Origin of the sequence: Cellulosimicrobium funkei, from assembly GCF_900155925.1 — a bacterium.
GTDB classification, from domain to species: domain Bacteria; phylum Actinomycetota; class Actinomycetes; order Actinomycetales; family Cellulomonadaceae; genus Cellulosimicrobium; species Cellulosimicrobium funkei.
In genome coordinates this window covers 516,497-540,987 of sequence record NZ_FTMI01000003.1, presented here as the reverse complement: position 1 = coordinate 540,987, position 24,491 = coordinate 516,497, and the positions used below count along the sequence as shown (strand labels likewise).

The 24,491-nt window shown below is 74.9% G+C and carries 21 protein-coding genes and 7 tRNA genes; 13 read left to right on the top strand and 15 right to left on the bottom strand.

Annotated features, from left to right (window positions below; all coding sequences use genetic code 11):
• Genes BXA05_RS10645 through glgX form a run of 4 tightly spaced genes read right to left on the bottom strand, consistent with a single transcriptional unit; the run spans position 1 to position 7,650 of the window.
• Positions 1-888, bottom strand: a complete 888-nt coding sequence (locus BXA05_RS10645; protein ID WP_061268186.1) for a polyphosphate kinase 2 family protein — start codon at positions 886-888, stop codon at positions 1-3.
• A gap of 14 nt (positions 889-902) precedes the next feature.
• Complete coding sequence (treZ, locus tag BXA05_RS10640) at positions 903-2,798, bottom strand: malto-oligosyltrehalose trehalohydrolase (protein WP_076404941.1); 1,896 nt, start codon at positions 2,796-2,798, stop codon at positions 903-905.
• Positions 2,795-5,446, bottom strand: a complete 2,652-nt coding sequence (treY, locus tag BXA05_RS10635) for a malto-oligosyltrehalose synthase (protein WP_076404940.1) — start codon at positions 5,444-5,446, stop codon at positions 2,795-2,797. The genes treZ and treY overlap by 4 nt, the downstream gene beginning before the upstream one ends.
• Positions 5,443-7,650, bottom strand: a complete 2,208-nt coding sequence (glgX, locus tag BXA05_RS10630) for a glycogen debranching protein GlgX (RefSeq protein WP_076404939.1) — start codon at positions 7,648-7,650, stop codon at positions 5,443-5,445. Before glgX ends, treY begins: the two co-directional genes overlap by 4 nt.
• Positions 7,651-7,864: 214 nt before the next feature.
• Here glgX and BXA05_RS10625 point away from each other — a divergent pair, with 214 nt between their 5' ends.
• Positions 7,865-8,080 carry a hypothetical protein gene (locus BXA05_RS10625; RefSeq protein WP_021482368.1) on the top strand — a complete coding sequence of 72 codons (216 nt, stop codon included), beginning with the start codon at positions 7,865-7,867 and terminating at the stop codon, positions 8,078-8,080.
• Positions 8,081-8,099: 19 nt separating this feature from the next.
• On the opposite strand, the gene BXA05_RS10620 is transcribed toward BXA05_RS10625, so the two are convergent.
• The 9 genes from BXA05_RS10620 to BXA05_RS10580 form a co-directional block, all read right to left on the bottom strand.
• Positions 8,100-8,414: a hypothetical protein gene (locus BXA05_RS10620; RefSeq protein ID WP_306303318.1), complete on the bottom strand. Its 315-nt coding sequence runs from the start codon at positions 8,412-8,414 to the stop codon at positions 8,100-8,102.
• Between the two features lie 56 nt (positions 8,415-8,470).
• Positions 8,471-8,794, bottom strand: a complete 324-nt coding sequence (locus tag BXA05_RS10615; RefSeq protein ID WP_034653086.1) for a DUF2277 domain-containing protein — start codon at positions 8,792-8,794, stop codon at positions 8,471-8,473.
• A 45-nt stretch (positions 8,795-8,839) separates the two neighbouring features.
• Positions 8,840-9,724 carry a hypothetical protein gene (locus tag BXA05_RS20065; RefSeq protein ID WP_076404938.1) on the bottom strand — a complete coding sequence of 295 codons (885 nt, stop codon included), beginning with the start codon at positions 9,722-9,724 and terminating at the stop codon, positions 8,840-8,842.
• A gap of 51 nt (positions 9,725-9,775) precedes the next feature.
• Positions 9,776-9,850, bottom strand: a tRNA-Val gene (locus BXA05_RS10605).
• 14 nt (positions 9,851-9,864) lie between these two features.
• Positions 9,865-9,935, bottom strand: a tRNA-Cys gene (locus tag BXA05_RS10600).
• A 54-nt stretch (positions 9,936-9,989) separates the two neighbouring features.
• Positions 9,990-10,062 (bottom strand) — tRNA-Gly (locus BXA05_RS10595).
• Between the two features lie 159 nt (positions 10,063-10,221).
• Positions 10,222-10,293 (bottom strand) — tRNA-Val (locus tag BXA05_RS10590).
• A gap of 21 nt (positions 10,294-10,314) precedes the next feature.
• Positions 10,315-10,385, bottom strand: a tRNA-Cys gene (locus tag BXA05_RS10585).
• 48 nt (positions 10,386-10,433) lie between these two features.
• Positions 10,434-10,506: transfer RNA gene (locus BXA05_RS10580), tRNA-Gly, on the bottom strand.
• A gap of 173 nt (positions 10,507-10,679) precedes the next feature.
• Between BXA05_RS10580 and BXA05_RS10575 the strand changes: the two genes are divergently transcribed.
• From BXA05_RS10575 to BXA05_RS10565, 3 genes are all read left to right on the top strand, one after another.
• Positions 10,680-11,789, top strand: a complete 1,110-nt coding sequence (locus BXA05_RS10575) for a chorismate-binding protein (protein ID WP_076404937.1) — start codon at positions 10,680-10,682, stop codon at positions 11,787-11,789.
• Positions 11,786-12,706, top strand: a complete 921-nt coding sequence (locus BXA05_RS10570; protein WP_240949322.1) for an aminotransferase class IV — start codon at positions 11,786-11,788, stop codon at positions 12,704-12,706. The genes BXA05_RS10575 and BXA05_RS10570 overlap by 4 nt, the downstream gene beginning before the upstream one ends.
• Before the next feature lie 56 nt (positions 12,707-12,762).
• A tRNA-Val gene (locus tag BXA05_RS10565) sits at positions 12,763-12,834 on the top strand.
• 169 nt (positions 12,835-13,003) lie between these two features.
• On the opposite strand, the gene BXA05_RS10560 is transcribed toward BXA05_RS10565, so the two are convergent.
• Complete coding sequence (locus BXA05_RS10560; RefSeq protein WP_076404935.1) at positions 13,004-13,912, bottom strand: hypothetical protein; 909 nt, start codon at positions 13,910-13,912, stop codon at positions 13,004-13,006.
• A gap of 139 nt (positions 13,913-14,051) precedes the next feature.
• Between BXA05_RS10560 and BXA05_RS10555 the strand changes: the two genes are divergently transcribed.
• On the top strand, positions 14,052-14,318 hold the full coding sequence (locus BXA05_RS10555; protein WP_163187800.1) for a helix-turn-helix domain-containing protein: 267 nt from the start codon (positions 14,052-14,054) through the stop codon (positions 14,316-14,318).
• Between the two features lie 355 nt (positions 14,319-14,673).
• Here BXA05_RS10555 and BXA05_RS10550 read toward each other — a convergent pair whose 3' ends face one another.
• Complete coding sequence (locus tag BXA05_RS10550) at positions 14,674-15,219, bottom strand: arsenate reductase/protein-tyrosine-phosphatase family protein (protein WP_076404934.1); 546 nt, start codon at positions 15,217-15,219, stop codon at positions 14,674-14,676.
• 238 nt (positions 15,220-15,457) lie between these two features.
• Here BXA05_RS10550 and BXA05_RS10545 point away from each other — a divergent pair, with 238 nt between their 5' ends.
• The 8 genes from BXA05_RS10545 (at position 15,458) to BXA05_RS10510 (ending at position 24,330) form a co-directional block, all read left to right on the top strand.
• Entirely contained in the window at positions 15,458-17,206 is a 1,749-nt protein-coding gene (locus BXA05_RS10545) for a DUF4012 domain-containing protein (RefSeq protein WP_170963167.1), read from the top strand.
• Positions 17,207-17,316: 110 nt separating this feature from the next.
• Positions 17,317-17,895: a hypothetical protein gene (locus BXA05_RS10540; protein ID WP_061267232.1), complete on the top strand. Its 579-nt coding sequence runs from the start codon at positions 17,317-17,319 to the stop codon at positions 17,893-17,895.
• Between the two features lie 196 nt (positions 17,896-18,091).
• Positions 18,092-19,615 (top strand): sugar transferase, encoded by a 1,524-nt coding sequence (locus tag BXA05_RS10535; RefSeq protein ID WP_083711792.1) that lies wholly within the window; start codon positions 18,092-18,094, stop codon positions 19,613-19,615.
• Positions 19,599-20,729 (top strand): glycosyltransferase, encoded by a 1,131-nt coding sequence (locus tag BXA05_RS10530; RefSeq protein ID WP_076404932.1) that lies wholly within the window; start codon positions 19,599-19,601, stop codon positions 20,727-20,729. The genes BXA05_RS10535 and BXA05_RS10530 overlap by 17 nt, the downstream gene beginning before the upstream one ends.
• Positions 20,726-21,829 carry a glycosyltransferase family 4 protein gene (locus BXA05_RS10525; protein WP_076404931.1) on the top strand — a complete coding sequence of 368 codons (1,104 nt, stop codon included), beginning with the start codon at positions 20,726-20,728 and terminating at the stop codon, positions 21,827-21,829. Before BXA05_RS10530 ends, BXA05_RS10525 begins: the two co-directional genes overlap by 4 nt.
• Positions 21,826-22,767 carry a polysaccharide pyruvyl transferase family protein gene (locus BXA05_RS10520; protein ID WP_076404930.1) on the top strand — a complete coding sequence of 314 codons (942 nt, stop codon included), beginning with the start codon at positions 21,826-21,828 and terminating at the stop codon, positions 22,765-22,767. The genes BXA05_RS10525 and BXA05_RS10520 overlap by 4 nt, the downstream gene beginning before the upstream one ends.
• Complete coding sequence (locus BXA05_RS10515) at positions 22,764-23,117, top strand: hypothetical protein (RefSeq protein ID WP_061267236.1); 354 nt, start codon at positions 22,764-22,766, stop codon at positions 23,115-23,117. Before BXA05_RS10520 ends, BXA05_RS10515 begins: the two co-directional genes overlap by 4 nt.
• Positions 23,104-24,330, top strand: coding sequence for a hypothetical protein (locus tag BXA05_RS10510; protein WP_143311122.1), 1,227 nt, complete (start codon positions 23,104-23,106; stop codon positions 24,328-24,330). Before BXA05_RS10515 ends, BXA05_RS10510 begins: the two co-directional genes overlap by 14 nt.
• Positions 24,331-24,491 lie beyond the last annotated feature (161 nt).

Genomic DNA, 24,491 nt, shown 5'->3' with positions numbered 1-24,491 from the left:
TCACGTCGCGGCGAGGCGCGCCTTCTCGACCGCGACGTCGAAGTCGGCCGGGGGCCACCCGAGGTCGAGGCCGCGCAGCGCGTCGAGCAGGAGCTCGCTCACCGCGAGGCGCGCGAACCACTTCCGGTCGGCCGGGACCACGTGCCACGGCGCGACGTCGGTGCTCGTCCGGTCGAGGACGGCCTGGTACGCCTCCTGGTACGCAGGCCACTTCTGGCGCGAGTCGACGTCGTTCGGGTTGTACTTCCAGAACTTGTCCGGGCGCTCGAGCCGCTCCATGAGCCGCGCGCGCTGCTCCTCGTAGGAGACGAGCAGGGCGACCTTGACGATCGTGGTCCCCGCCGCGGCGACCTCGGCCTCGAAGCGGTTGATCTCGTCGTAGCGCGCCTCCCACACCGCGGGCGGCACGAGCGCGTCGACGCGCGCGACGAGCACGTCCTCGTAGTGCGACCGGTCGAAGACGCCGATGTACCCCGGCTCGGGCAGCGCGCGGCGGATCCGCCACAGGTAGTCGTGCCGCCGCTCCTCGGGCGTGGGCACCCCGAACGACCGGTGCGCGACGCCCTGCGGGTCGACGAGCCCGACGACGTGCCGCACGATCCCGCCCTTGCCGGCGGTGTCCATGCCCTGCAGGACGAGGAGCACCGACCGGGACCCGCCCGAGCGGCCCTCGGCGAACAGGCGCTCCTGCAGCTCGGACAGCTCGTCCGCGTGCTGCGCGACGAGGGCCTTCCCGGCGGCCTTGTCGCCCGTGAACCCCGGGGTCGACGCGCGGTCGAACGCCGCGAGGTCGAAGCCCTCCGGCACCCGCAGCGCCTGCTCCGGCGGGACCTCCCAGGCGCCCTCCGCGCCCTTGCCGTGCGTGGCCTTCGTCTTCGTCGTCGCCATGGGCGCGAGCGTAGTCACCCGCGCGCCAGGACGGCGACCGAACGCGCGGGCAGGTCGACGTGGTGCCGGCCTGCCCGGGTCGCCGGGTCCCAGGCGGCGAGCACGCGCGGCGTGCCGCCGAGCGCGAGCCGCAGGCGCCGCGGGGCGTCCCCGAGGTTCACCGCGACCGCGACGGTGCGCCGGTCCACGACGAACGCGGGCCCGCCGTGCGGGGCGGCGCCCGTCGTCTGCTCCTCGCCCGCCGCGTCGTCCTCCGGGCCGCCCGGGCCGTGGACGCGCACGAGCGAGAGGTCGCCCGAGCGCACGTCGGGCCGCGACCGCAGCGCCACCAGGTCCCGGTACCAGGCGAGCAGGCGCGCGTGCTCGCCGCGCTCCCGCTCGGACCAGTCGAGGACGCTCGCGTCCCGCGTCGAGCGGGCCTGCGGGTCGGGCACGGGGTCGCCGCCGCCCCACCCGTGGTCGGCGAACTCGGCCGCCCGGCCCGCGCGGACGGCCTCCGCGAGCTCCGGCTCCGCGTGGTCCGTGAAGAACTGCCACGGCGTGGACGCCCCCCACTCCTCGCCCATGAACAGCATCGGCGTGAACGGCGACACGAGCACGAGCGCCGCGGCCGTCGCGAGACCGCCGCCGTCGAGCGTCGCCGACGTGCGGTCGCCGTGCGCGCGGTTGCCGACCTGGTCGTGGTTCTGCGAGCTCACGACGAACGCGTGGCCGTCGGTCCCGGCGGGGACCGGGTGACCCCACTCGCGCTCCCGGAACGTCGAGTACGTGCCGTCGTGCACGAACACGCCCGTGAGCGCCTTGCGCAGCACCGCGACCGAGCCGAAGTCGACGTAGTAGCCCTGGCGCTCCCCGGTGAGCAGCGCGTGCACGGCGTGGTGGACGTCGTCCGCCCACTGCGCGCGCATCCCGCGCCCGCCCTGCTCCACGCCCGTCACGGTCGCCGGGTCGTTCTCGTCCGACTCGGCGACGAGCGTCAGCGGCCGCCCGAGCTCCTGCTCCACGCGGTCCACGCGCCGCGCCAGCTCCGCGAGGAGGTGCGTCGGGGAGTCGTCGACGAGGGCGTGCACCGCGTCGAGCCGCAGCGCGTCCACGTGGAACTCGACGAACCACCGCTCGGCGTTGTCGATCACCCACTCGCGCACCTCCCGGCTGCCCGGGCGGTCGAGGTTCACGGCCGAGCCCCACGGGGTCGTGTGCGCGTCCGTGAAGTACGGGCCGAACTCCGGCAGGTAGTTCCCCGACGGGCCGAGGTGGTTGTAGACGACGTCGAGCACCACCGCGAGCCCCCGGGCGTGCGCGGCGTCCACGAACCGCTGGAGGGCGCGCGGACCGCCGTACGGCTCGTGCACCGCGTACAGGTGCACGCCGTCGTAGCCCCAGCCCCGCTCGCCGCCGAACGCCGCGACCGGCAGGAGCTCGACCGCGCCGACGCCCAGCGCGACCAGGTGGTCGAGCCGGTCGATCGCCGCGTCGAGCGTGCCCTGCGGCGTGAACGTCCCGACGTGCAGCTCGTAGAGCACCTCGCCACGCACGTCGCGGCCCGGCCACGCGGCGTCCGTCCAGGCGAACGCCGGGTCGAACGTGCGGCTCGGCCCGTGCACCCCGTACGGCTGCCACGGGCTGCGCGGGTCCGGCCGGCCCGGACCGCCGTCGACGGAGTACCCGTAGTCCGTGCCCCACGGCAGCTCGTGGTCGTACCCCCACCAGCCCGGCACGTGCGCCCCCACGAGGCGCAGCGGGAGGCGCTCGGCGCCCTCGAACGTGCCCGAGCCCTGCTCCGGCAGCAGGAGCTCGACGCTGCGCGCCGTCGGCGCCCACACCACGGGCCGCGGCCCCGGCACGGCGAGGAGGGGCGTGGCCTGGGGTGCGGGGACGCGCGGGGGCGGGACCGGGGTGCCCGCCGTCATGATGCGCCCTCGCCCGTCGCCGCGGCGCTCGCGGAGGAGCCCGCCGCGACGAGCAGCGCGACCGGCAGCTCGGTGAGCAGGTCCGCGACGCGGACGGTCCCCGCCGGGTGCTCGCGCCCGGTGAGCACGTCGACCCACGTGCCCGTGCCCGCGGGGAGCGCGACGACGTGGTCGCGCCACCCGCCGAGGCGGTCGACCGTCCCGGCGAGCCGGGTCGCCACCGTGACGACGTGCGCGACGGCCGCGTCGTCCGGGCGGTCGCCACCGGACGCGTCGGCGGTCGCGGGGTCGCCCGTGGGGGTGCCGGCCGGGGCCGTGCGCGCGAACGCGAGCGCGCACGGCGTCGACGACGCGACGGGCGCGTACCCGGCGCCGTCGCCGACGAACGCGGCGGCGAGGGCGCGGCGCACGCGCAGGGCGCGCGCCGTGACGAGCAGCTTCTCGTCCGCGAGCGTCCGCGGGGGTGCCCCGCCGTCGAGCCGCGCGAGGCGCTCGGTGAGGTCGTCGACGTCCACGGGACGGCGGTTGTCCGGGTCGACGAGCGTGGGCGCGTACGACTCGGCGCCCTGGTAGACGTCCGCGACGCCCGGGGCCGTGAGCCGCGTGAGCGTGATCCCGAGGCTCGCGGCGCGCAGCTCCTCGCGGTGCTCGCGCGCCCACCGGGCGAACGCCCCGGTCACGGCGGGGTCGGCGAGCGCGCGGCGGGCGAGCTCGGCCACGGCCTCCTCGTACGCCTCGTCCGGGCTCGTCCACGACGTCGCGACCTTCGCCTCGCGCAGCGCCTTGCGCAGGTAGTCGACGAGCCGGTCGGGAGCGATCGCGGCCTCGGACGTGCCGTCGGTCGCGTCGTCCGGCGTGGTCGCGTCGGGGAGCCAGGTCCCGGCCACGGTCTGCCACAGCAGGTTCTCGGCGAGACCGTCGACGAGGACCCCGCGGTAGGGGGCGGTCGCCGCGCGCACCTCGTCGACGAGCCGCGACCACGCGCCCGCGTCCTCGGACAGCACGCCGAGGGCCGCGCGCGTGTCCTCGCCGCGCTTGGTGTCGTGCGTCGACCCGGCGGTGAGGGCGTGCGGGGTGAGCGCGGCGAACCGCTGCGCGAACGCGTGCCAGTCGTGCACGCCGAGGCTGAACCGGTCCGGCTCGCCCCCGACCTCGCACAGGCTCACGAGCTCGGTCCAGCGGTAGAACGCCGTGTCCTCGACGCCCTTCGCCGTCACGGCACCGCACACCTGCTGGAAGCGCACGACGAGCTCGTCGCGGCGCGCCTCGCGCCGTCGCCCCGCGCTGCCGACCTCGCGGCCGAGCACGAGGTCCACGACGACGGCGAGCGTCTCCGCGCGCTGCGGGTCGAGGTGCGCGCGGGCGCGCTCGGCCGCCTCCTCGACGGCCCGGACCGCCTCGTGCCGCGGCGGGGTGCCCGGCACCACGTACGCGCGGTAGCGGTCGAACGCGACGAGCAGCTCGCGCAGGCACTGGTGCAGGCCGCGCCACGTGTGGTCGCGCAGGCGCGGGTCGTCGTGGCAGACGGCGGCCGCCAGGTCCGTGAGCCGGTGCACCTCCGCGTAGAGGGGGCCGGCGACGACCTCGCGCTTCGCCTCCTCGACGAGCGCGCCGAGGCCGCCGGGAGGCGCGCCCGTGAGGCGCGTCATCACGGCGTCGAGGCCCGACCGGCCGCCCGGGTCGACGAAGAGCTGCTGCAGGCGCCACGCGACGTCGTAGCCGGTCGTCCCGACCGTCGCCCAGTCGGGCGGCACCTGCTCCTCGCCCGCGAGGATCTTCTCGACGACGACCCACGCGCCGTCGGTGCGGTCCGCGAGGCGCTGGAGGTACTGCGCCGGGTCCGCGAGGCCGTCGGGGTGGTCGATGCGCAGGCCGTCGACGACCCCGGACGTGACCAGGTCGAGCACGAGCGCGTGCGTCGCGTCGAACACCTCCTCGTCCTCGACCCGGACCGCGACGAGGGAGCCGACGTCGAAGAACCGGCGGTAGTTGAGCTCCTCGTCGCCTACGCGCCAGTAGGCCAGCCGGTAGTGCTGGCGCTCGACGAGCTCCGCGAGCGGCAGGTCCTCCGTCCCGGCCCGCACCGGGAACACGTGGTCGTAGTAGCGCAGGACGCGCCGGGGCCCGGGCGTGCCCGGGACCTCGACCTCGTCCAGCACGAGCTCGCCCGCCGCGAGCACGTCGCCGAGGCGCGCGCCGAGGACGGGCATGAGGACCGCGCCCTCGCCCGCCGACCAGTCGACGTCGAACCACCGGGCGTACGGGGAGTCGGAGCCCTCCTCCAGGACCGACCACAGCGCACGGTTGTGCCACGCGGGAGTGGGGACCGCCATGTGGTTCGGGACGACGTCGAGCACCATGCCCAGGCCCGCGTCGCGGGCCGCGGCGGCGAGCCGTCCGAGGCCCTCGCGCCCGCCGAGCTCGTCGCTGATCCGCGTGTGGTCGACGACGTCGTACCCGTGGGTCGACCCGGGCGCCGCCTGGAGCACCGGCGAGAGGTAGAGGTGCGTGACGCCGAGGCTCGCGAGGTACGGCACCTGGCGCGCGGCGTCGTCGAACGTGAGGTCGGGGCCGAGCTGGAGCCGGTACGTCGACACCGGGACGCGGGGCGGCGCGCCCGGCGTGCCGGCGGGGGAGACGGCGGTCATCGCAGCGGCGGGCGGGTCAGGACGATGACGCTGCGGCCCGTCACGGACACGGTCTCCCCGGGCTGCAGCACCTCGCCGACGTCGACCGTGCCGTCGGTGTCCAGCACGACGTCCCAGCTCTCCCCGTAGGCCGCCGGCGGCACGGTGAAGTCCAGCTCCTCGGAGTGCGCGTTGAGCAGCAGCAGGAACGAGTCGTCGACGATCGGCTCGCCGCGCCGGTCCTGCTCGGGGATCGCGTCGCCGTTGAGGAACACCATGACGGTGCGCGCGTAGGCGTGGTCCCAGTCCTGCTGGTCCATGCGCGAGCCGGTGATGTCGAGCCACTCGATGTCCGGGAGGTCGTCGGGACCCTCGGGCATGCCCGGCTCCGCGCCGTCCTGCCGGCCCACGAAGAAACGCCGCCGGTGCAGCACGGGGTGGTCGCGGCGCAGCCACACGACCCGGCGCGCGAAGTCGAGGAGCGCGGCCCGCTCGTCGTCGAGGCCCTCCTCGCCGCCCCAGTCCATCCAGGTGATCTCGTTGTCCTGGCAGTAGCCGTTGTTGTTGCCGCGCTGGGTGCGCGCGATCTCGTCGCCGTGCGCGAGCATGGGCACGCCCTGCGAGAGCAGCAGCGTGGCGAAGAAGTTCCGGCGCTGGCGCGCCCGCAGCGACCGCACGTCGGGGTCGTCCGTCGGGCCCTCGACCCCGCAGTTCCAGGACCGGTTGTGGCTCTCGCCGTCGTTGTTGTCCTCGCCGTTCGCCTCGTTGTGCTTCTCGTTGTACGACACGAGGTCGTTGAGCGTGAAGCCGTCGTGCGCGGTGACGAAGTTGATCGACGCGATGGGCTTGCGCCCGCCGTGCTCGTAGAGGTCGGACGAGCCCGTGAGCCGGCTCGCGAGCTCGGGCAGCGTCGAGGGCTCGCCGCGCCAGAAGTCGCGCACCGTGTCGCGGTAGCGCCCGTTCCACTCCGTCCACAGGGGCGGGAAGCCGCCCACCTGGTAGCCGCCGTCGCCGAGGTCCCACGGCTCGGCGATGAGCTTGACCTGGGAGATGACCGGGTCCTGCTGCACGATGTCGAAGAACGCCGAGAGGCGGTCGACCTCGTGGAACTGGCGCGCGAGCGTGGCCGCGAGGTCGAAGCGGAACCCGTCCACGTGCATCTCGGTCACCCAGTACCGCAGCGAGTCCATGATGAGCTGGAGCACGTGCGGCGAGCGCATGAGCAGCGAGTTGCCCGTGCCGGTCGTGTCGAAGTAGTGCGCCTCGTCGCCGTCCACGAGCCGGTAGTAGGCCTTGTTGTCGATGCCGCGGAAGCTCAGCGTCGGGCCGAGGTGGTTGCCCTCCGCGGTGTGGTTGTAGACCACGTCGAGGATGACCTCGATGCCGGCCTCGTGCAGAGCCTTGACCATGGTCTTGAACTCCATGACCTGCTGCCCGCGCGTCCCGTAGGCCGCGTACCCGTTGTGGGGCGCGAAGAACCCGATGGTGTTGTAACCCCAGTAGTTCGACAGCCCCTTCTCGACGAGCGTGGGGTCGTTGACGAACTGGTGCACCGGCATGAGCTCGACCGCCGTGACGCCCAGCGTCACGAGGTGCTCGATGACGGCCGGGTGCGCCATGCCCGCGTAGGTGCCGCGCAGCTCGTCGGGGACGTCCGGGTGGAGCATCGTCATGCCCTTGACGTGCGCCTCGTAGATGACGCTGTCGTGGTAGTCCCGGTTCGGCGGGCGGTCGTGGCCCCAGTCGAAGAACGGGTTGATGACGACCGACATCATCGTGTGCCCGGCCGAGTCGTCGTCGTTGAGCGGGGGAGCGGGCGGGGGTGCGTCGTCCTCCTCGCCCTCGGCGGGCTCGACCGCCTGCGCGACCTCGTCCGCGTCGGCGAAACGGTAGGAGAACAGCGACTCGTCGCCGTCGATCTGCCCCTCGATCGCCTTCGCGTACGGGTCGAGCAGGAGCTTCGCCGGGTTGCAGCGGTGGCCGTTCGCGGGGTCGTAGGGTCCGTGCACGCGGTAGCCGTAGCGCGTGCCGGGGCCCTTGCCCGGGAGGTAGACGTGCCAGACGTGCGCGTCGATCTCCTCGACGTCGACGCGGGTCTCGTTCCCGTCGTCGTCGAAGAGGCAGAGCTCGACGCGCTCGGCGATCTCGGAGAAGAGCGCGAAGTTGGTCCCCGTGCCGTCGTACGTGGCGCCGAGGGGGTAGGGGTGGCCTGGCCAGGTCTGCATGTCCCTGAGGATGTCACGGGGTCCTGTTCGCTGTCGTCGCAGGAGACCCCTCGGTGACGCGATCGGTCTCGACCGGGGTCTCCCGCCGCGATCAGGACAGTAATAGTGTGCCAAGCGGCGATAGCCCTGGTGGTCGCCCCGCCCGTGCGACGCACCGACCCGCCCGGAGGCGGACGGTCGTGCATCGCGCGGGCGGACCTGGTAGACCCGTGCCATGAGCACCCACGCACACCACCGCGACGACCTCAACCAGTCCGACATCGCGTCCGCCCGGCTGTCCCCGCGCCGCGAGGACGAGGGAGAGGGGTCCGGCGACGTGCTCACCGGGGGAGACGCGACGAAGGCGCCGCAGTCGCTCTCGGAGAACGAGCGCCGGCCCATCGACGGCGCGTCGTCGGGCACGTCCTGGGACGACCCGGACGAGCTCTAGGACGTTCGCGCCCGGCCCCTCAGTCGACGCGCGGCAGGCGGTCGGCGTCGACCGCGATGAGCCGTGGCATCCCCGCGGGGGCGACGGCGCTGAGGGCGAGGTAGCGGGCCTCGGCCCGGTGCAGGCGGATGTGCTCGTCGACGGTCCAGTCGGGACCGTTGGTGAGCGGCATGCCGCACGAGCAGTCGATGGTGACGCGCCCGGCGGCGTCCTCGCGGACCTGCCCGATCGTCACGTGCTCCGACCGCGCGTCCGCCTTGGCCCGGCGCATGGTCGCGCTCACGGGCTCGGGCCGGTGTGCCTGGGGCGGGGGCGAGGCAGGTGCGTCGGTCACGGGTTCCGAGCCTAGACGCCGTCGGGACCCCGCCGCACCCGCCGTGGCGGCGCGCCTCAGTGGGTGTGCGCGATCCCGAGCGCGTGCGCCCGCTCGTGCTCGCGCTCGGCGGCCTCGCGGGCGGCGATGCGCGCCCGGACCTCCTCGCGCCGCAGGGGCGGGACCGTCGTCGGCGGGTTGCGGCGCTCGGGCAGCTCGTCGAGCAGGCGCGCGACGATCGCGGTCACCTCGTCGACCGCGCGCTCGAACGGCTCCTCGGTCGCGGCGCTCGTGCGCTGGATGCCCGTGACCTTCCGGACGAACTGGCGCGCGGCCGCCTCGATCTCCTCGTCGGTCGCGGGCGGTTCGAGGCCGCGCAGGGTCGTGATGTTCCGGCACATGCCTCGACGCTACGTGTGTGTGAGGAGCGCCACAAGAGACCGGGGTCAGGCGAGCCGGGCCGTCACCGCGAGGTGCTCGCCCGCCTCGACCCGCACGTCCGCCACCCGCACCCCCGGTGGCAGGTCGGCCGCGAGGTCGACGTGGCGCCCCTCGACCTTCGCCAGCTCGCCGCGGGCCACCACGAGCAGCGCCGCGACGACGGGGTTGCGGCTCGACAGCTCGAGGTCGCGGACGGTGAGCACCATGCGCGCGTCGACCTCGGCGGTCCCGGTCGCGCGCACGCTCGCCGAGAGCAGTCCCTTGCGCACGCGGGCGAACGCCTGGAGCGACATCGTGCGCGGCCCTGTCGCGACGAGGTCGACGTCGAGCGAGGCCAGCGTGAGGCCGATGTTCTGCAGCTCGGTGGCGACGATTCTCCGGGCGGTGGCGAGGACCGCCTCGCGCGGTGCCGAGACGCGGACGTGCCCGCCGAGGGGCGCGGCGTCGTCGGGCTCCACGCCCTCGACGGCGAGCGACCCGTCGGCGCCCTCGACCCAGCGGAAGCGCAGCCCCTCGATCTCGGCCGTGACGTCCACGGGGACGTCGTCGACCAGGAGCGGGTGCGCGTCGACCCGGAGCCGGCGCACCACCGCGTCCTCGCGCGACCGGACGTGCTCGACGTCGACCGTCGGGGAGGTGCTGCGCCCGGACGAGGAGGCGGGGCGGTCCGCTCCGACCCGGACCCGGACGCCCGTGAGGTCGACGTCGAGGCGAGAGACGTCCGCACCCTCGAGGTCGGCGTCGAGCCGGACGGCCGCCGCGCCCTCGACCTCGGGGCCCAGGGCGTCGAGGACGGCCGGCCGCAGGCGTGCGAGCAGCTCGGGGGCGGTCGTGGGACGCGGGGCCGCGCCGAGCGGCAGGACGTCGTGGGCGGGGCGCTGGTCGGGCATGGGCCGAGAGTAGACGACGAAGGCCGCCCCGGCGCCGGGACGGCCTTCGAGTGGTGGGCGATACTGGGATCGAACCAGTGACCTCTTCCGTGTCAGGGAAGCGCGCTACCGCTGCGCCAATCGCCCGGGTGCTGCATACGAGGTGGAGATGGGATTCGAACCCACGTATACGGCTTTGCAGGCCGCTGCCTCGCCTCTCGGCCACTCCACCTTGAGACGCGTCCTCTCATGCTCCCGGGGGAGCGGGCCAGAGAGTGGGCCTCCGAGCGGATGACGGGACTCGAACCCGCGACCCTCACCTTGGCAAGGTGATGCTCTACCAACTGAGCCACATCCGCGCGGCCGGTCCGTCGAGGGCTCTCACGAGCCCCGTGGTGATCGGCGCGAAGCACATACTAGCCGACTTCCGCCCGGTCCCGTGCATCCGGTCCAGGTGATGGTCGGCGCGAGAAAGGCCGCTCCGGACGGTGCCGGGGCGGCCTCTCTCGTCGTGCTCGTGGGCGATACTGGGATCGAACCAGTGACCTCTTCCGTGTCAGGGAAGCGCGCTACCGCTGCGCCAATCGCCCCAGAGGGGTGGTGCTGTTGCGAGGTGGAGATGGGATTCGAACCCACGTATACGGCTTTGCAGGCCGCTGCCTCGCCTCTCGGCCACTCCACCGCGACCTGCCCTCCGCCACCACGAGGGCGGCAGGAGGGTGGGCCTCCGAGCGGATGACGGGACTCGAACCCGCGACCCTCACCTTGGCAAGGTGATGCTCTACCAACTGAGCCACATCCGCGCGGCCGGACCTTGGAGCTTCGGGGAGCGTTTCCCCCGGCCCTCCGGCGTTCCGGCGCGTCCCAGACATTAGTCCACGTTCGCGTCCGGCGTCCAACCGGCCCCGCCGAGCCCGCGGTCGGTGCTCGGGGGCCGGGGTCCGGGCGGAGGGTGCGCCGTGGGTAGCGTGGTCCCGTGCCAGGACCTGGGAGAACACCCACGCCGGGGTTCGCTCGCTTCGCCGGGCGCGCCGCGAGCGGCGTGCTCGAGTGCGTCGACCTCCGGCGCGAGCCGGAGCGGCTGGCCGACGACGGGCCGTGGTTCGTGGTCACCGACTTCGACGACCCCGCCCGCGGCGGCCGGGCACGCGCGTGGCGGTTCGCCGAGCGGCTCGCCCCGTCGGACCTGGACGCCGTCACGCCCGCGGGAGCAGAGGCCGACCCGTGGCGCGGGCCCGACCCGACCGCGTGGCGCAGCTCCCTGGACCGGGCCGGCTACGAGGCCGCCGTCGCGCACGTGCGCGACGAGGTCCGGGAGGGCGAGGTCTATCAGGCGAACGTCTGCCGTGTGCTGGCGGCCCCGCTCGTCGGCCCGGGTGGCGGCGAGCCCGACGCCCGGGCCCTCGCGCGTCGTCTCGCCCGGGGCAACCCCGCTCCGTACGGGGGCGTCCTGCACGTGCCGGCGGGGTCCGGCGTCGACCCGGTGTGGGTCGTCAGCGCCTCGCCCGAGCTGTACCTCCGGGTCGCGGGGGGCACGGTGACGTCCGGACCCATCAAGGGCACCGCGCCCACCCCCGCGGGGCTCACCGCCAAGGACCGGGCGGAGAACGTGATGATCACCGACCTCGTGCGCAACGACCTCCAGCGCGTGTGCGCCCCGGGGACCGTCGAGGTCACCGACCTGCTCGCGGTCGAGCAGCACCCCGGTCTGGTCCACCTCGTGAGCACGGTGACGGGACGCCTGCGCGCCGGGCTCGCAGGGTCGGCCGCGCTGTGGCCCGCGCTGCTCGAGGCCACCTTCCCGCCGGCGTCGGTCTCCGGGGCGCCCAAGTCGTCCGCGCTGCGGATCATCGACGCGCTGGAGCCCGTGCCGCGCGGCCCCTACTGCGGCGCCGTCGGCTGGGTCGACGGCGACGAGGCCGTGCTCGCCGTCGGGATCCGCACCTTCTGGTGGTCCGACGGCGTGCTGCGCTTCGGCACGGGCGCCGGGATCACCTGGGGGAGCGACCCCGCGCGCGAGTGGGAGGAGACCGAGCTCAAGGCGCGCCGCCTCGTCGGCCTCGCCTCGGGCACACTGGAGCCATGAGCACCCCTGCCGCCATGACACCGACGTCCGCGAGCACGACCGAGAACCTCGTGATCTGGGCCGACGGGCGCCTCGTGGCGCCCGGCGAGGTCGCGCTCAGCGCGGTCGACCACGGCGTGACCGTCGGGGACGGCGTGTTCGAGACGTGCGCCGTGTTCGAAGGGCGCGCCTTCGCGCTCACGCGCCACCTGCGCCGGCTCGCGCGGTCCGCCGCCGGGCTCGGCCTCGACGCGCCGGACGAGCGCCGCGTGCTCGACGGCGTCGAGGCGGTGCTCGCCGAGGCCGACGCGCGCACGCGCGCCGGCGCGGGGCCGGTGGGCCGGCTGCGCATCACGGTGACGGCCGGCGTCGGGCCGCTCGGGTCCGGGCGCACCCCCGGCGAGCAGACCGTCGTCGTCGCGGTCGGCCCGGCGGTCATCCGTCCCGCCGGCCGTGCGGTGCGGTCGCCCTGGACGCGGAACGAGCGCTCCGCCGTCGCCGGGCTCAAGACGACGTCGTACGCGGAGAACGTCGTGGCGCTCGCCGACGCCGTGCGCAAGGGCGGCGACGAGGCGCTCCTCGCGAACACGGCCGGCGACCTGTGCGAGGGCACCGGGGCGAACGTCTTCGTCGAGCGGGGGGGCGAGCTCGTCACCCCGCCCCTGTCCTCGGGCTGCCTCGCGGGCATCACGCGCGAGCTGCTGCTCGAGTGGGCGGCGGAGGACGGTCTGCCCGTGCGCGAGGCGCGTCCCGGCGAGCTCCCGTTCGCCGTGCTCGACGAGGTGACCGCGGGGGAGTCGGCGCTGCTGCTCACCGGCTCCGTGCGCAACGTCCAGCCGGTGACCTGGCTCGACGGCGCGGACGTGGCCGCAGGGGAGCTCTCCGTGGCGGCGCGAGACCTGTTCGAGCGGCGTCGTCGCGAGCGTCTCGACCCGTGAGGGCGGGGCCGGTTTTTCGATCCGGTCCGTTTCAGGCTAGTATCGACCACGCACTCGGGCGATTGGCGCAGTGGTAGCGCGCTTCGTTCACACCGAAGAGGTCACTGGTTCGAACCCAGTATCGCCCACCGAGCAGAGGCCGTCCCCGCACCCGCGGAGGCGGCCTCTTTCGTGTCCCGGGTGCGCCGGCGGCCCGAGGCGTCGGGACCCGTCCGCCCCCGCCGTGCTGCAGCGCCTCGGAAGGGTCGCCGCGTGCTGAGCCCTCGCGGGTCCCGGGCCGGCGGCGGTCGTCCGGAGTCAGCCGGTCGTGGCGTCCGGCTCGCTCGGTGACCCGACCTCCAGCCCGACGCCGGCTCCCGCGGCCTGGTCGGCCAGGTGCTGCCACGCGGCGGCGTCCGGGACGGCGCCGGGCGGCGGGGTGACGGTGATCGCGCGGTCCGTGACCTCGACGTCGTCCACGCCGAGCTCGAACGCCCCGCTGATCAACGGTGCCAGGACCGCCATGTCCGCGTCGGGCGAGAGGTCTGCCACCAGAGGTCTCGTCGCCGAGGTGCCCGGGTCGCGGTCCTCGTCCCACCACCCCACGTAACGGAGCGGCAGCGCCGCGCCCTCGTCGTGGAGCGCGCGGAGCGCGTCGAGCAGGCGGGCGCGCTCGGCGGACGTCGTCACGACGACGAGCGCGCGGTCGGGGTCGTCGGGGGAGGGCGCCGCTCCCGCCGTGAACCCCGGCGAGGAGAAGTCGCCGTCGTACCCCGGCAGCAGACGACCCATCGCGGTGCTCGCGGCGGCGAACCCGGCCACCGTCTCCTCGGCGAGGCACGCGCTGTCGTACGGCGCCGCGTTCTGGAGGGTCACCGACCCGGCCCCGTCGGTGTCCGGCGCCGCGGTGGTGAGCGTGAGGCGCGTGAGAGGTGCGTCGCGCGCGCAGCTCGCCTCGGCGATCCGGCGCACCTGCTCCACGTCGAGGTCGTCCTCGAGCCGGACGGTCATCTCGTGGTCGTCGGGTCCGACGAGCTGGTTGTCCCGGGACAGGTACTCCACCGACACGACGCCGTCGACGTCCTCCATCGCCTCCGCCCAGACGTCCTGGCCGGAGGAGCACCCGGCGAGGAGCCACGTCGTCGCCAGGCCGAGGGCCGCGAGCGTCGGCGCGGGGCGCCGTCGCGCGGTGGGGCGTCGTCCTCGGTTCGCGGGTGAGAGGTCCACGGTGTTCGTCCTCCGGCGTGCACGGTGCGGGTCCGGGCCCATCCTCGACCGGTTCGCGTTCGCGGGCCAGCACGGTAGCGCCGACGTCGAGGTCCCTCGCCCGGTGCGAGCCGGGACGATGCCTCCTAGGGTTCGAGGCATGTCGAGCAGGGGAACGTACGTCCTGGCCTCCGTGTCGCGTGCGGTGCGCACCGTCGAGCTGGTCGCCGCGGCGGGCGCGCTGCGCCTCGCCGAGCTGGCCGCGTCTCTCGGGGTGAGCCGTCCGGGCGCGTTCCGCATCGCCCAGACCTTGGTCGCCCACCGGTGGCTCGTGCAGGGTGAGGACCGCCGGTACCGGATAGGGCCCGCGGCGCGGGACCTCGCGGAGACCGCCGAGCCCGTGCGGGACGACACGAGGGGCGGGTGAAGCCCTGCCGGATCTCACTATGTGAGCGTTCCCATGGCACACGCGCACCGGATGAAACCGGACGAAGGGTGCTCGAAAAGCACGCATCCCGGTCCGAACCGCGCAAGCCGCCGGATCCTGGTCGAGCGTCCAGCCTGCACCGATCCCCGCAGCGGTGCACAGTGCTCGCGGGACCCGGTGCGGGCAGCGGCCCGCAGGCGTCCCCGCAGCAGCGACGGTGTCCTCGCCGGCAGCGCCCGGACCGCCTCGGCCGCGGTCGGCGAGGAACGGTCGTGGCGGTCGTCCCCACGGTGCTCCGGAGACCGTGAGGACGGACGGTCCTCCTCCGTGCGCAGGGGGCAAGGAGGAGGACCGGTCACCGCCGCAGCGCGGCGACGAGCCGGGCGATGTCCGCGCCGATGCGGTCCACGACCCGTCGGTGGACCTCCTCGGGGCGCCCGTACGGGTCTTCCACGTCGGGCGCCTCGCGCGTGAGGTCGACTCCCGCTCGTGCGCGCGGCGCGACGCCGAGCACCTCCGTGAGCCGCTCGGCGTCGTCCGCCCGGCCGGGCCACGGGCCCACGCGCTCCGCGAGCGCCGAGAGCTCCGTGAACAGCAGCGACCTGCGCAACGCCGACGGCGCCATTTCGAGCACGGCGGCCCGGTGACGGCGGGTCATCGCGAGCACCAGGTCCGCGGACGCCACCAGTGCGGTGTCGAGGGGGCGGGCCACGAACCCCGAGGGGTCCAGGCCACGGTCCTCCAACAGGCGCGCCACGGGAGGGGCGACCGGGGCACCGACGACCGCGGCGGTGCCGGCGCTGGCGACGTCGACGGAGCCGTCGAGCGCAGCGGTAAGCAGGAGCTGGGCCGCGGGAGACCGGCAGATGTTGCCGGTGCAGACGACGAGGACCGAGAGCACCGTTCATCCTTCCTGCGGTCGAGGGTCTGGGTAATGTAGCGCGGGCGACGGCCCCGTGACGGGGTCGTGTCATCGGGGGCGAGTCGCGGGGGGCGGCATGGTGCACGACGGGTGGGGCCCGGGCTGGTCCGGGGCGGCGACGGTGGTCGCGTCCGACGAGGCCCCGGTGGCCGAGCGCGGACGACCCGCGCGGCGGGCGTCGACCGGGCGACGGCCGTCCCGGCGGACCCGACGACGGGTGGCCGCGGTCGTGGCGCTCGTGGTGGTGCTGGTCCTCGTCTGGCTCGCCTGGCTCGTCGCGGACGTGTTGCGCGCCCGTGCCGCGCTCGAGGACGTCGCGGCCCGGCTCCCGGGTCTCCAGGAGCAGGTGCGCGCCGGGGAGGACGCCGGCCGGTCCGTCGACGAGGTGCGTCGGTCCGCGGCCGTCGCGGCCGCCGCGACGCACGGCCCACCCTGGGTGGTGGCGCGCGCCCTGCCGTTCGTCGGCGACGACGCGCGGGCCCTGGGGGACGTGACGAGCGCCGTCGACCGGGTCGCGCAGGACGCGCTGCCGCGGCTCGCCGACGCCGTGGCGATCGCGTCGCCTGCGGTCGTCGCGCCGTCGGGCGGTGCCGTCGACCTCGCCCCGCTCGTCGAGGCGCGCGACGGCGTCGTGGCGGCCGACCGGGCGGTCGCGGCGTCGTTCGCGAGCGTCGCGAGCATCGACACGTCGACGCTCGTGGGCCCGCTCGCGTCGGCCGTGGACGACCTCCGCGACGAGCTCGGGGACGTCGCCTCGCAGACGGCGACCGCCGCGCGCGCGGTCGAGCTCGTCCCGCCGATGCTCGGGGCCGACGGCGCCCGCGACTATCTCGTGCTCGTGCAGAACAACGCGGAACCGCGCGCGACCGGCGGGATCGCGGGCTCGGTGCTCCACCTCCGTGCGGAGTCGGGCGGCGTCGAGCTCGTGGACGTCCGTGCGGGGAGCGACCTCGGTACGGACCAGAGCGTCGTCGAGCTGAGCGGCGCGGAGGCGGCCCTGTTCGGCGACGACCTCGGCCGGTACATGCTCAACGTCACCTCGACGCCCGACTACCCCCGCGCGGCGCGCGTCGCGCGCGAGGCGTGGGCCCGCCACACCGGTGAGGACGTCGACGGCGTGCTGGCCGTCGACCCCGTCGCGCTCGCCGGGGTGCTGGGCGCGGTCGGGCCCGTCGCCGTCACGACGCCGGGGGGAGAGGAGCTGCGCCTCACGGGGGACGACGCCGCGGGCTACCTCCTCAACGGCGTCTACCGGGACTACGACGACCCGGCGGAGCAGGACCAGGTGCTGGGGCTCGTGGCGCGCCAGGTGTTCGCCGCGCTCACCGCGGGCACCGCAGACCCCGCGGGGGTCGTCGAGACGCTCGCGCAGTCGGCCCGGGAGGGTCGGCTGCTCGTCTGGTCCGCGCGCAGCCCGGAGCAGGAGCGTCTCTCGGGGACGGTGCTCTCCGGCGAGCTGCTGGGCCGGCGCCCCGCGGCCGGCGGCGAGCCGACCTCCCCGGTGGTGGGCGTCTACCTCAACGCGACGACGGCGTCGAAGACCGGGTACTACCTCGACTCGAGCGTCGCGCTCGACGACGTGACCTGCCGGCCCGACGGCTCCCAGGCGTTCACGCTCCGCGTCACGCTCACGTCGACCCTCTCCGCGGACGCGGCGGCCGAGCTCCCGGAGTACGTCCTGGGCGCGGGCGGCGACGGGACGATCCGCACCAACCTCCTCGTCTACGCGCCGGCCGGCGGAGGGATCCGCGGGTCGTCCGGCGCCGACGGCGACCCCGGGCTCTTCGCCCAGGTGCACGACGGCCTCGTGGTCGGAGGCCGGACCGTCGCGCTCGCCCCCGGGGGGTCGGCGACCTACGCGTACGAGGTCGTGAGCGGTCGGAACCAGCGCGGTGATGTTTCCGTGAGGAAAACTCCTGGTGCCAGGCATGAGACAACGGCCGTCTCCGCTACCGGGTGCCCGTGAGGTGTGTTCTTCTGGAGAGGCACACGGCGGGGGCCCGTGCGCACGGACGGCGCGGTGACGACGTCCACGTCGGGCTCCCGCACCAGTCGACAGGGCAGGGGGCCTCTGACATGAAGATCCGATACGCCGCGACCACGCTCGTCCTCGCCGCCGCGCTCGCCGCGGCTCCGGCCGTCGCGAACGCCTACGAGGCCGACGAGTACGAGGTGGGCGTCTCCACCACCACACCCGCCGTCGGGGAGTCGTTCACCGTCACGGTGGGCGGCCCGGCCGGGAACCCGACGATCACGCTGACGATCTCGTCGCCCGACGTCCCGGACGGCGCGATCACCATCGCGGGCACGAAGGCGCTCACGAAGAGCACCACCGACGGGTTCGCCTCCTTCGAGGTCACTCTGTCGCAGCCGGGCACCTACTCCCTCGTGGCGACCGACGCGGACGGCACGGTGCTCTCCAGCCAGCAGATCGTCGCCGTCCCGGCGGACGGCGCGGGCAGCGGGAGCGGCTCGGGCTCCGGCGCGGCCGGTGGCTCCGCGGGCAGCGGCTCCACCTCGGGGGGCGGCGGGCTCGCGCAGACCGGTTCCGACGACGTGCTGCTCCTCGGCGGAGCAGCGCTCCTCGTCGCCGGCGGCGCGACCGCGGTCGTCGTCGCGCGGAACCGCCGCCGGTCCACCGGCACCCAGGCCTGACGGGGGTGCCCGCTCCGGCGGGCACTCCCTCGGACCACCCCGGTCGTCCGACGACCGGCCGTCGCCGTGACGAAGACGTCCCGGTCCGCGACGGAGACACTCGCCAGGCCACCGCTTGGACGGTGGCGCGAGCGCGCCCCCGGGCAGCCGCGCCGTCGGACCTCGCGTGCGCCGCCAGGACGTCGCAGGGGGCACCATGACGTTGGAGAAGGACCACGAGATCGGCACGGTCGAGCGGGAGGGTGCGGGCACGCCCGCAGACGTGCCGGCGTTCGACACCGGGCAGCTCGTCCGGATCGCCCTGGGCGCGTACCGACGCCCGGGCTGGAAGGCGCGGCTGTCTCGCCGCGTGGCGGCGGTCGACGCGCTCGCCATCTCGGCGGCGATCGCGACCGCCTATCTCGTCCGGTTCGACGGGATCGACGGGACGGTGCTGGACCTCCGGTACCTCGCCATCTCGGTCGGCCTGCTGGTCGGCTGGTGGTGCGCGCTGCGGGCGGCGTTCTCCCGGGACAGCCGCAGCCTGGGCTCGGGGGCGCCGGAGTACGCGCGCGTCGTCAACACGACCGTCGCCGTGTTCGGAGTCGTCGCGATCGCGGCCTACCTGTTGCGCTACGACCTCGCTCGGGGCTACGTCGCGATCGCGCTCCCCGTCGGCCTGGTGCTCCTCGTGCTGGGCCGCTGGGCGGTACGGCGGCGGCTCGTGAGCCTGCGTCGGCGTGGCCGCTGCCGCTCCCGGAGCCTCGTGGTCGGTGGCCGCGACGGCGCCGCGCACCTCGTCGAGCGGCTGCGCGAGGCCGCGGACAGCGGGTACGAGGTCGTCGGCGCCTGCGTGCCCGGCGGACCCGTCGAGCCGCACGAGAGGGTGGCGGGCGTGCCCGTCGTCGGAGAGGTGTCCGACACCGCCCGTCTCGTCGAGCCGCTCCGTGCCGACACGGTCATGGTCACCGGGTCCGACCTCGTCACGCCCCGGACCGTCAAGCGCCTCTCGTGGGACCTCGAGCCCTGGGGTGCCGACCTCGTGCTCGCCCCCGCGCTCACGGACGTCGCAGGCCCGCGCATCCGGACGCGCCCCGTGGCGGGGCTTCCGCTGCTCCACGTCGAGGCGCCCGGATACTCCGGTCCGCAGCACGTGCTGAAGCGTGCTTTCGACGTGGTCGGGGCGCTCTGCCTCATTGTGCTGTTCTCCGTGCCGCTGCTCCTCACGGCGGTCGCGGTCCGGCTCACGAGCCGCGGCCCGGTGCTGTTCACCCAGGAGCGGGTCGGGCTGCGCGGCGAGCCCTTCACGGTGCTCAAGTTCCGCTCGATGGTCGTCGACGCCGAGGAGCACCTCGGGGACGTCCTCGGGGCCGACACGGTCGGGGTGTTCTACAAGCCCAGGCAGGACCCGCGCGTGACCCGGGTCGGCGCGTTCATCCGCCGCTACTCGATCGACGAGCTCCCGCAGCTGTTCAACGTGCTGGGCGGGTCCATGAGCCTCGTCGGACCGCGCCCGCAGATCGCGCTCGAGGTCGACCAGTACGACGACGAGATCGGCCGTCGGCTGCTGGTCAAGCCGGGGCTCACGGGTCTGTGGCAGGTGTCGGGGCGCAACAACCTCACGCTGGAGGAGAGCGTCCGGCTCGATCTCTACTACGTGGAGAACTGGACGGTGACGGGAGACCTGCTCATCCTGCTGCGGACGCTGCGAGCGGTGGTGGGTCGTGACGGCGCCTACTAGCCGGCGGGTCGTCATCACGCAGCCGTACGTCCCCGCCTACCGCGAGAGGCTGCTCGGCCTCGTGGTCGAGGGCCTCGCCGAGGTCCGGGTGGACACGCACGTCTTCTACGGCGGCGACGTCGAGCAGATGCGGCGCCGTCGGGAGCGCGGCGACCTGGTCGAGCCACCCTGGGCGACGGAGGTGCCGGTGCGCACCGTGCGGGTCGGGAGAGGCGGCCGGCATCTGCTCCGCCGTGTCGTCCCGCCGGGGTGGCGCGACGCCGTGCTCGTCACCGAGATGCAGGCGGGCAACCTGGACGCGCTCTCGGCGGCGCTCCGCGGGAGGCCGTACGTGACGTGGGGCCACGGCGCGTCCTACACGTCGGACGAGGTGGGCCTCGCGGAGCGCTGGGAGGCGTGGCTGAACCGCCGGGCGCGGCACGTGCTCACCTACACCGACGCGGGCAGGCGGCACGTCGTCGAGACGGCCCGCGTGCCGGCCGACCGGGTGACCTCGTTCGGGAACAGCACGGACACCCGGACCCTCCGCCGCGAGCGGGACGCGCTCGACGCGGGAGCGGTCGACGCGTACCGGGCGGCCGTGGGTCTGCCGACGGACGCGCGCGCCGCGCTCCTGCTCGGTGCGCTGAACGAGCACAAGCTGCCGGAGCTGGTCGTCCAGACCGCCCGGACCGTGCTCCGGCGCGACCCGGCAGCCTGGCTGCTCGTGGCCGGCGACGGGCCCGCCCGGGGCCTGTTCGAGGGCCTGGCCGCCGAGACCGGACGCGTCGTCCTGCTGGGGCAGGTCGACGCGCGGGGGACGGCGCGCGCGGCGGCCGTGTCGCGGGTGCTGCTCAACCCGGGACGGGTCGGGCTCGTCGCGGTCGACGCCCTGGTGCTGGGCCTGCCGGTGCTCACGAGCGACGCCGGGCGGCACGCACCGGAGATCGAGTACCTCACCGAGGGCTCCGACCTCTTCACGGTCCCCGCGACGCCCACCGACCTCGCGGACGCCTGGCTGCGTCTCACGGCACAGGACCGTCGCCCGCGCACCGACGGCGAGGTGCCGTCGACGGAGGCGGCGGCCGAGCGGATCGTCCGCGCGGTGCACGCGGTCGTGATGGAGGCGGCATGAGGGTCGTGCACTACTACGCCAGGTTCCTGGCCCACCCGTCGGGCGTGACCGAGTCGATCGAGAACTGGGTACGGCAGGCCCACCGGGCGGGCCGGGAGGCCGTGGTCCTGTGCGCGAGCGTCCCCGACCCGCGCGAGCTGCCCACCGACCTGCGGGGGTGCGTCCGGACCGTCTCCCACGTGGGGCGCGGACGCACGAGCTGGGTGCCGACCGGCCTCGCCGGCGAGGTCGGCGAGGGGGACGTCCTCTACCTCCACGAGGGCTGGGTCCTGAGCAACGTCGCGGCGGCGCGCAGCGCCCGGGCGCGCGGCGCCGTCGTCGTGCTCATGCCGCACGGCGTCTACGAGCCGGGCGTCACGACGCGCCTGCGCGACCTCGCCGGCGCGCGACGGGCCGCGGAGGCCTCCGTCGTGCGTCGGGCCGACTGGCTGCACGTCTTCTACGCGTCCGAGGGCCCGCTCGCGGACGGCGTGGCGGGCGGCCGGTCCGGGGACACTCTCGTGCTGCCCAACGGCGCACCGTCCCCGGCCGAGGTGCCCCGGTGGGTGGGCGGGGGCGACTACTTCTTCTGGATGGGACGGTACGACCCCGACCACAAGGGGATCGACAACCTCCTGCGCCGCTGGGCCGAGCTGCCCGCGCCGCGCCCGCGCCTCGTGCTCGCGGGCCCCGACTTCCGGGGCGGTCGTGAGCGGACCGCTCGACTGGTCCGCGACCTCGGGCTCGGTGACTGCGTGGAGCTGCGCGGGAACGCGCGGGGCGAGGAGAAGTGGCTCCTCGTCACGGGCTGCCGTGCGTACCTGCATCCGTCGCGCTGGGAGTCGTGCAGCATCACGGTGCTCGAGATGCTCGCCGCGGGGGTGCCCGTCGTGGTCTCGTCGACGATCCACGCGGCCGAGCCCTTGCGCGCTGCGGGCGTGGCCGTCGTCGCCCACGTCGACCGTCCTGGGGGCCTGCTGGGCCCGCTCCAGGAGGTCGACGAGAACCGGGACCTCGGCCGCCGCGCCCGGGAGTGGACCGAGCGCGCGGCGACGTGGGACCGCGTCGGTGCTCGGTACGGCGACTGGCTGAGCAGGGTCGAGGAGGGAGCGGTCCGATGATCGTGGTGGTGGACCCGGGAGCGGCGTCGACGAACGTCGGCGACCAGATCATCTCGGAGGCGGTCGACGCCGAGCTCGTGACGCCGCTGCGCGAGCAGGGCCACGAGGTCGAGCTCGTGCCCATGCACGGGCGGCTGACCACGACGCACCGGGCCGCCCTGCGGCACGCGCGCTCCGTGATCGCGTGCGGGACGAACCTCCTCTCCGACCACATGCGGTTCCGCCGCGCGTGGCATTGGCCGGCCGACGACGTCGACCTGTGCCGAGGTCGGCTGACGTTCCTCGGCGTCGGCTGGTGGCAGTACCAGCGGGCCGGGATCGACCCGGTCTCGGCCGCGTGGCTGCGCTCGCTCGCCGGCGACGTGCCGTGGGCGGTGCGCGACGAGTACTCGCTCGCCCGGCTCCGCCGCGCGCGCGTGCCCGCCGTCCACACCAGCTGTCCGACGCTCTGGGGCGTGGAGAAGCAGACGCTCCCGTCCGACGAGCGGCGGGTCGTGGTCACGTTCACCGACTACAGCCAGGACCCGCTGGCGGACAGGAGGCTGGTGCACGCGCTCGCCGAGCGGTTCGACGAGCTCCTCTTCTGGCCGCAGGGCCCGGGCGACCGCGAGTACGTGGACGGCGTCCGTGGCGGGACGGGCACGATGCTCGGCCCCCGCCTCGAGGACTTCGACGCGGTGCTCGACGAGCCGGGGACCGCGTACGTGGGCCTGCGGCTCCACGGCGGTATCCGGGCGATGCAGCGGGGCGTGCCCACGCTCGTCCTGTCCATCGACAACCGCGCACGGGAGATCGCGCGGTCCGTCGGGCTGCGCGCGCCGTCGCGGAACGCGGCGCGGCGCTACCGGGAGGACCTGCGGTCGGGCGAGGTGGTCCGCATCGACGTGCCACGGGACGCCGTCGACTCCTGGCGTGCACGATGGGGGATCGGGTCGTGACGGGGCGTCGGCCGGAGGCGACGGCCGTGCTGTCCGTCCCCGGGCACGCCGCCGCTCGCGCGGACCGTGCCGCCGACTACGTGCTCGTCACCGACGAGCAGGGGTGGCACGACGCGGTGGCCGCGGGCCTGGACCCCGTGGCCACGCACCTGCGGTTCAGCGTCACGGACCGCCGCTCCGACGCCGCGGCTCGGCTCGGGCGGCTCGTCATGCCGTGGCGGTGGCGGCGGACCGTCCTCAACACCGGGATCGGCGTCGTGTACTGGCGGCGCGGGGCCCCGCTCGCGCCGCGCCTCGGCGCGCTCCTCGCGGGGAGCAGGCTCGTGAGGCTGACGCATGACCCCTCCTGACGTGCTGCGCCGCTCGCTCGCGGCCCCGGCGACGGCCCTGACCCGCCCGCTCGTCCTCTCCCAGGCGGCGGCCAGCGCGGCGGGCGCGTTCGTCGTGCTCCTGGGCGCGTGGCACATGGAGCCCGCCGAGTTCGCGAGCTTCAGCCTCGCGCTGCTGGTGCTGAACGTCGGTACGGGCCTGGTGCGCAGCGGCCTCTTCCAGCCCGCGCTCATCGAGCGGCGCACGGACCCGCACGCCGTGGTCCCGGCCCGCTACGTCGTCGTCGCGGCGGGGGCGGTCGCGGTCCTGGTCGCCGCGGCGGACCTCGCCGTGACCGCGCTCGGTGCCGGCGGAGCGGTCGCGCTGGGGTCCCTCAGCGTCGCGCCCGTCGTGCAGGACTGGCTGCGCTTCCGGTGCATCGGTCAGGGCCGCAACGGCGCGGTCGCGCTCTCGGACGGGGTCCGTCTCCTGCTCGTGCCCGCGGTCCTCCTCGTCAGCGGCTCCTCGCAGCCGCTCGTGGCCTTCTACGCGGTGTGGTGCGCGGCCTACGCCGTCGCGACAGTCCCGCTCGCGCTGGCCGCCCGACGCGTGGACCGGTACTCGCGGTACGCGGGGTACGGGGCCCGGGCGCGCTCCCAGGCGTACGAGTTCCTCGTCGCGCAGCTCGCGACGACGGTGCCGCTCCTGGTGCTCGGGGCGCTCTCCGTGAGCGCGAGCATCGGTGCGTTCCGGCTCAGCCAGACGCTCTACGGTCCCGTGAACGTCCTCTTCGCCGCGGTCGCGCTGAACCTGCTCTCGGACGCGGTCGGCACGGCCGACCGGCCCGACGACGCCACGCTCGTCCGGCGCGCACGACGTCTCGGCCTCCTCTCCGCGGGGGGCGCGACGGTGCTCGGAGTCGCGCTGGTCGTCGTCGCCGCAGCCGGGGCGGTGCACCCGTCGGGCATCGAGCGCGGGGAGCTGGCCGTCGCGCTCGCTGCGGTGGGTTGCTTCGCGGCCTGCGGCGGCCTCGTCGGACCGCACCTCGTGGTCATGCGGATCTTCAAGGCGCAGTCCGTCGTGACCCGGGCACGGATGGGGATGGTGGCCGTGACATGGTGCGGGTTCGTGGTCGGATACCTGGCCGGAGGGCCTTTCTCGAGCCTCGCCCTCGGATTTGTCCTCGGGGGCGCGGGATACGTCGCGTTCTTCCTTCCCGCCGCGGTCCGGACGTACCGCGGGGTGGCGGTGTGAAGCGCGTTCCAGGGGGTGGCGAGAAGTCGATGCGCAGGTATTTGCCGGCCCGGCGGCGGAAATGCGTAAGAAGCGCTTCGACGCATTCTCGCGCGGGTGCGGAGTGCGAGGTTTCGGGACCTGTTTCCGAGAGCGGGACGGTACGCCGTCCGCACGCAGGA

What these genes read in the sequence shown, in the direction of transcription:
- treZ (WP_076404941.1), bottom strand. Translation starts at nt 2,798, where the DNA reads ATGACGGCGGGCACCCCGGTCCCGCCCCCGCGCGTCCCCGCACCCCAG.
- BXA05_RS10570 (WP_240949322.1), top strand. Translation starts at nt 11,786, where the DNA reads ATGAGCACCCCTGCCGCCATGACACCGACGTCCGCGAGCACGACCGAG.
- BXA05_RS10625 (WP_021482368.1), top strand. Translation starts at nt 7,865, where the DNA reads ATGAGCACCCACGCACACCACCGCGACGACCTCAACCAGTCCGACATC.
- BXA05_RS10520 (WP_076404930.1), top strand. Translation starts at nt 21,826, where the DNA reads ATGATCGTGGTGGTGGACCCGGGAGCGGCGTCGACGAACGTCGGCGAC.
- BXA05_RS10535 (WP_083711792.1), top strand. Translation starts at nt 18,092, where the DNA reads ATGACGTTGGAGAAGGACCACGAGATCGGCACGGTCGAGCGGGAGGGT.
- BXA05_RS10525 (WP_076404931.1), top strand. Translation starts at nt 20,726, where the DNA reads ATGAGGGTCGTGCACTACTACGCCAGGTTCCTGGCCCACCCGTCGGGC.
- BXA05_RS10540 (WP_061267232.1), top strand. Translation starts at nt 17,317, where the DNA reads ATGAAGATCCGATACGCCGCGACCACGCTCGTCCTCGCCGCCGCGCTC.
- BXA05_RS10645 (WP_061268186.1), bottom strand. Translation starts at nt 888, where the DNA reads ATGGCGACGACGAAGACGAAGGCCACGCACGGCAAGGGCGCGGAGGGC.
- BXA05_RS10555 (WP_163187800.1), top strand. Translation starts at nt 14,052, where the DNA reads ATGTCGAGCAGGGGAACGTACGTCCTGGCCTCCGTGTCGCGTGCGGTG.
- BXA05_RS10615 (WP_034653086.1), bottom strand. Translation starts at nt 8,794, where the DNA reads ATGTGCCGGAACATCACGACCCTGCGCGGCCTCGAACCGCCCGCGACC.
- treY (WP_076404940.1), bottom strand. Translation starts at nt 5,446, where the DNA reads ATGACCGCCGTCTCCCCCGCCGGCACGCCGGGCGCGCCGCCCCGCGTC.
- glgX (WP_076404939.1), bottom strand. Translation starts at nt 7,650, where the DNA reads ATGCAGACCTGGCCAGGCCACCCCTACCCCCTCGGCGCCACGTACGAC.
- BXA05_RS10510 (WP_143311122.1), top strand. Translation starts at nt 23,104, where the DNA reads ATGACCCCTCCTGACGTGCTGCGCCGCTCGCTCGCGGCCCCGGCGACG.
- BXA05_RS20065 (WP_076404938.1), bottom strand. Translation starts at nt 9,724, where the DNA reads ATGCCCGACCAGCGCCCCGCCCACGACGTCCTGCCGCTCGGCGCGGCC.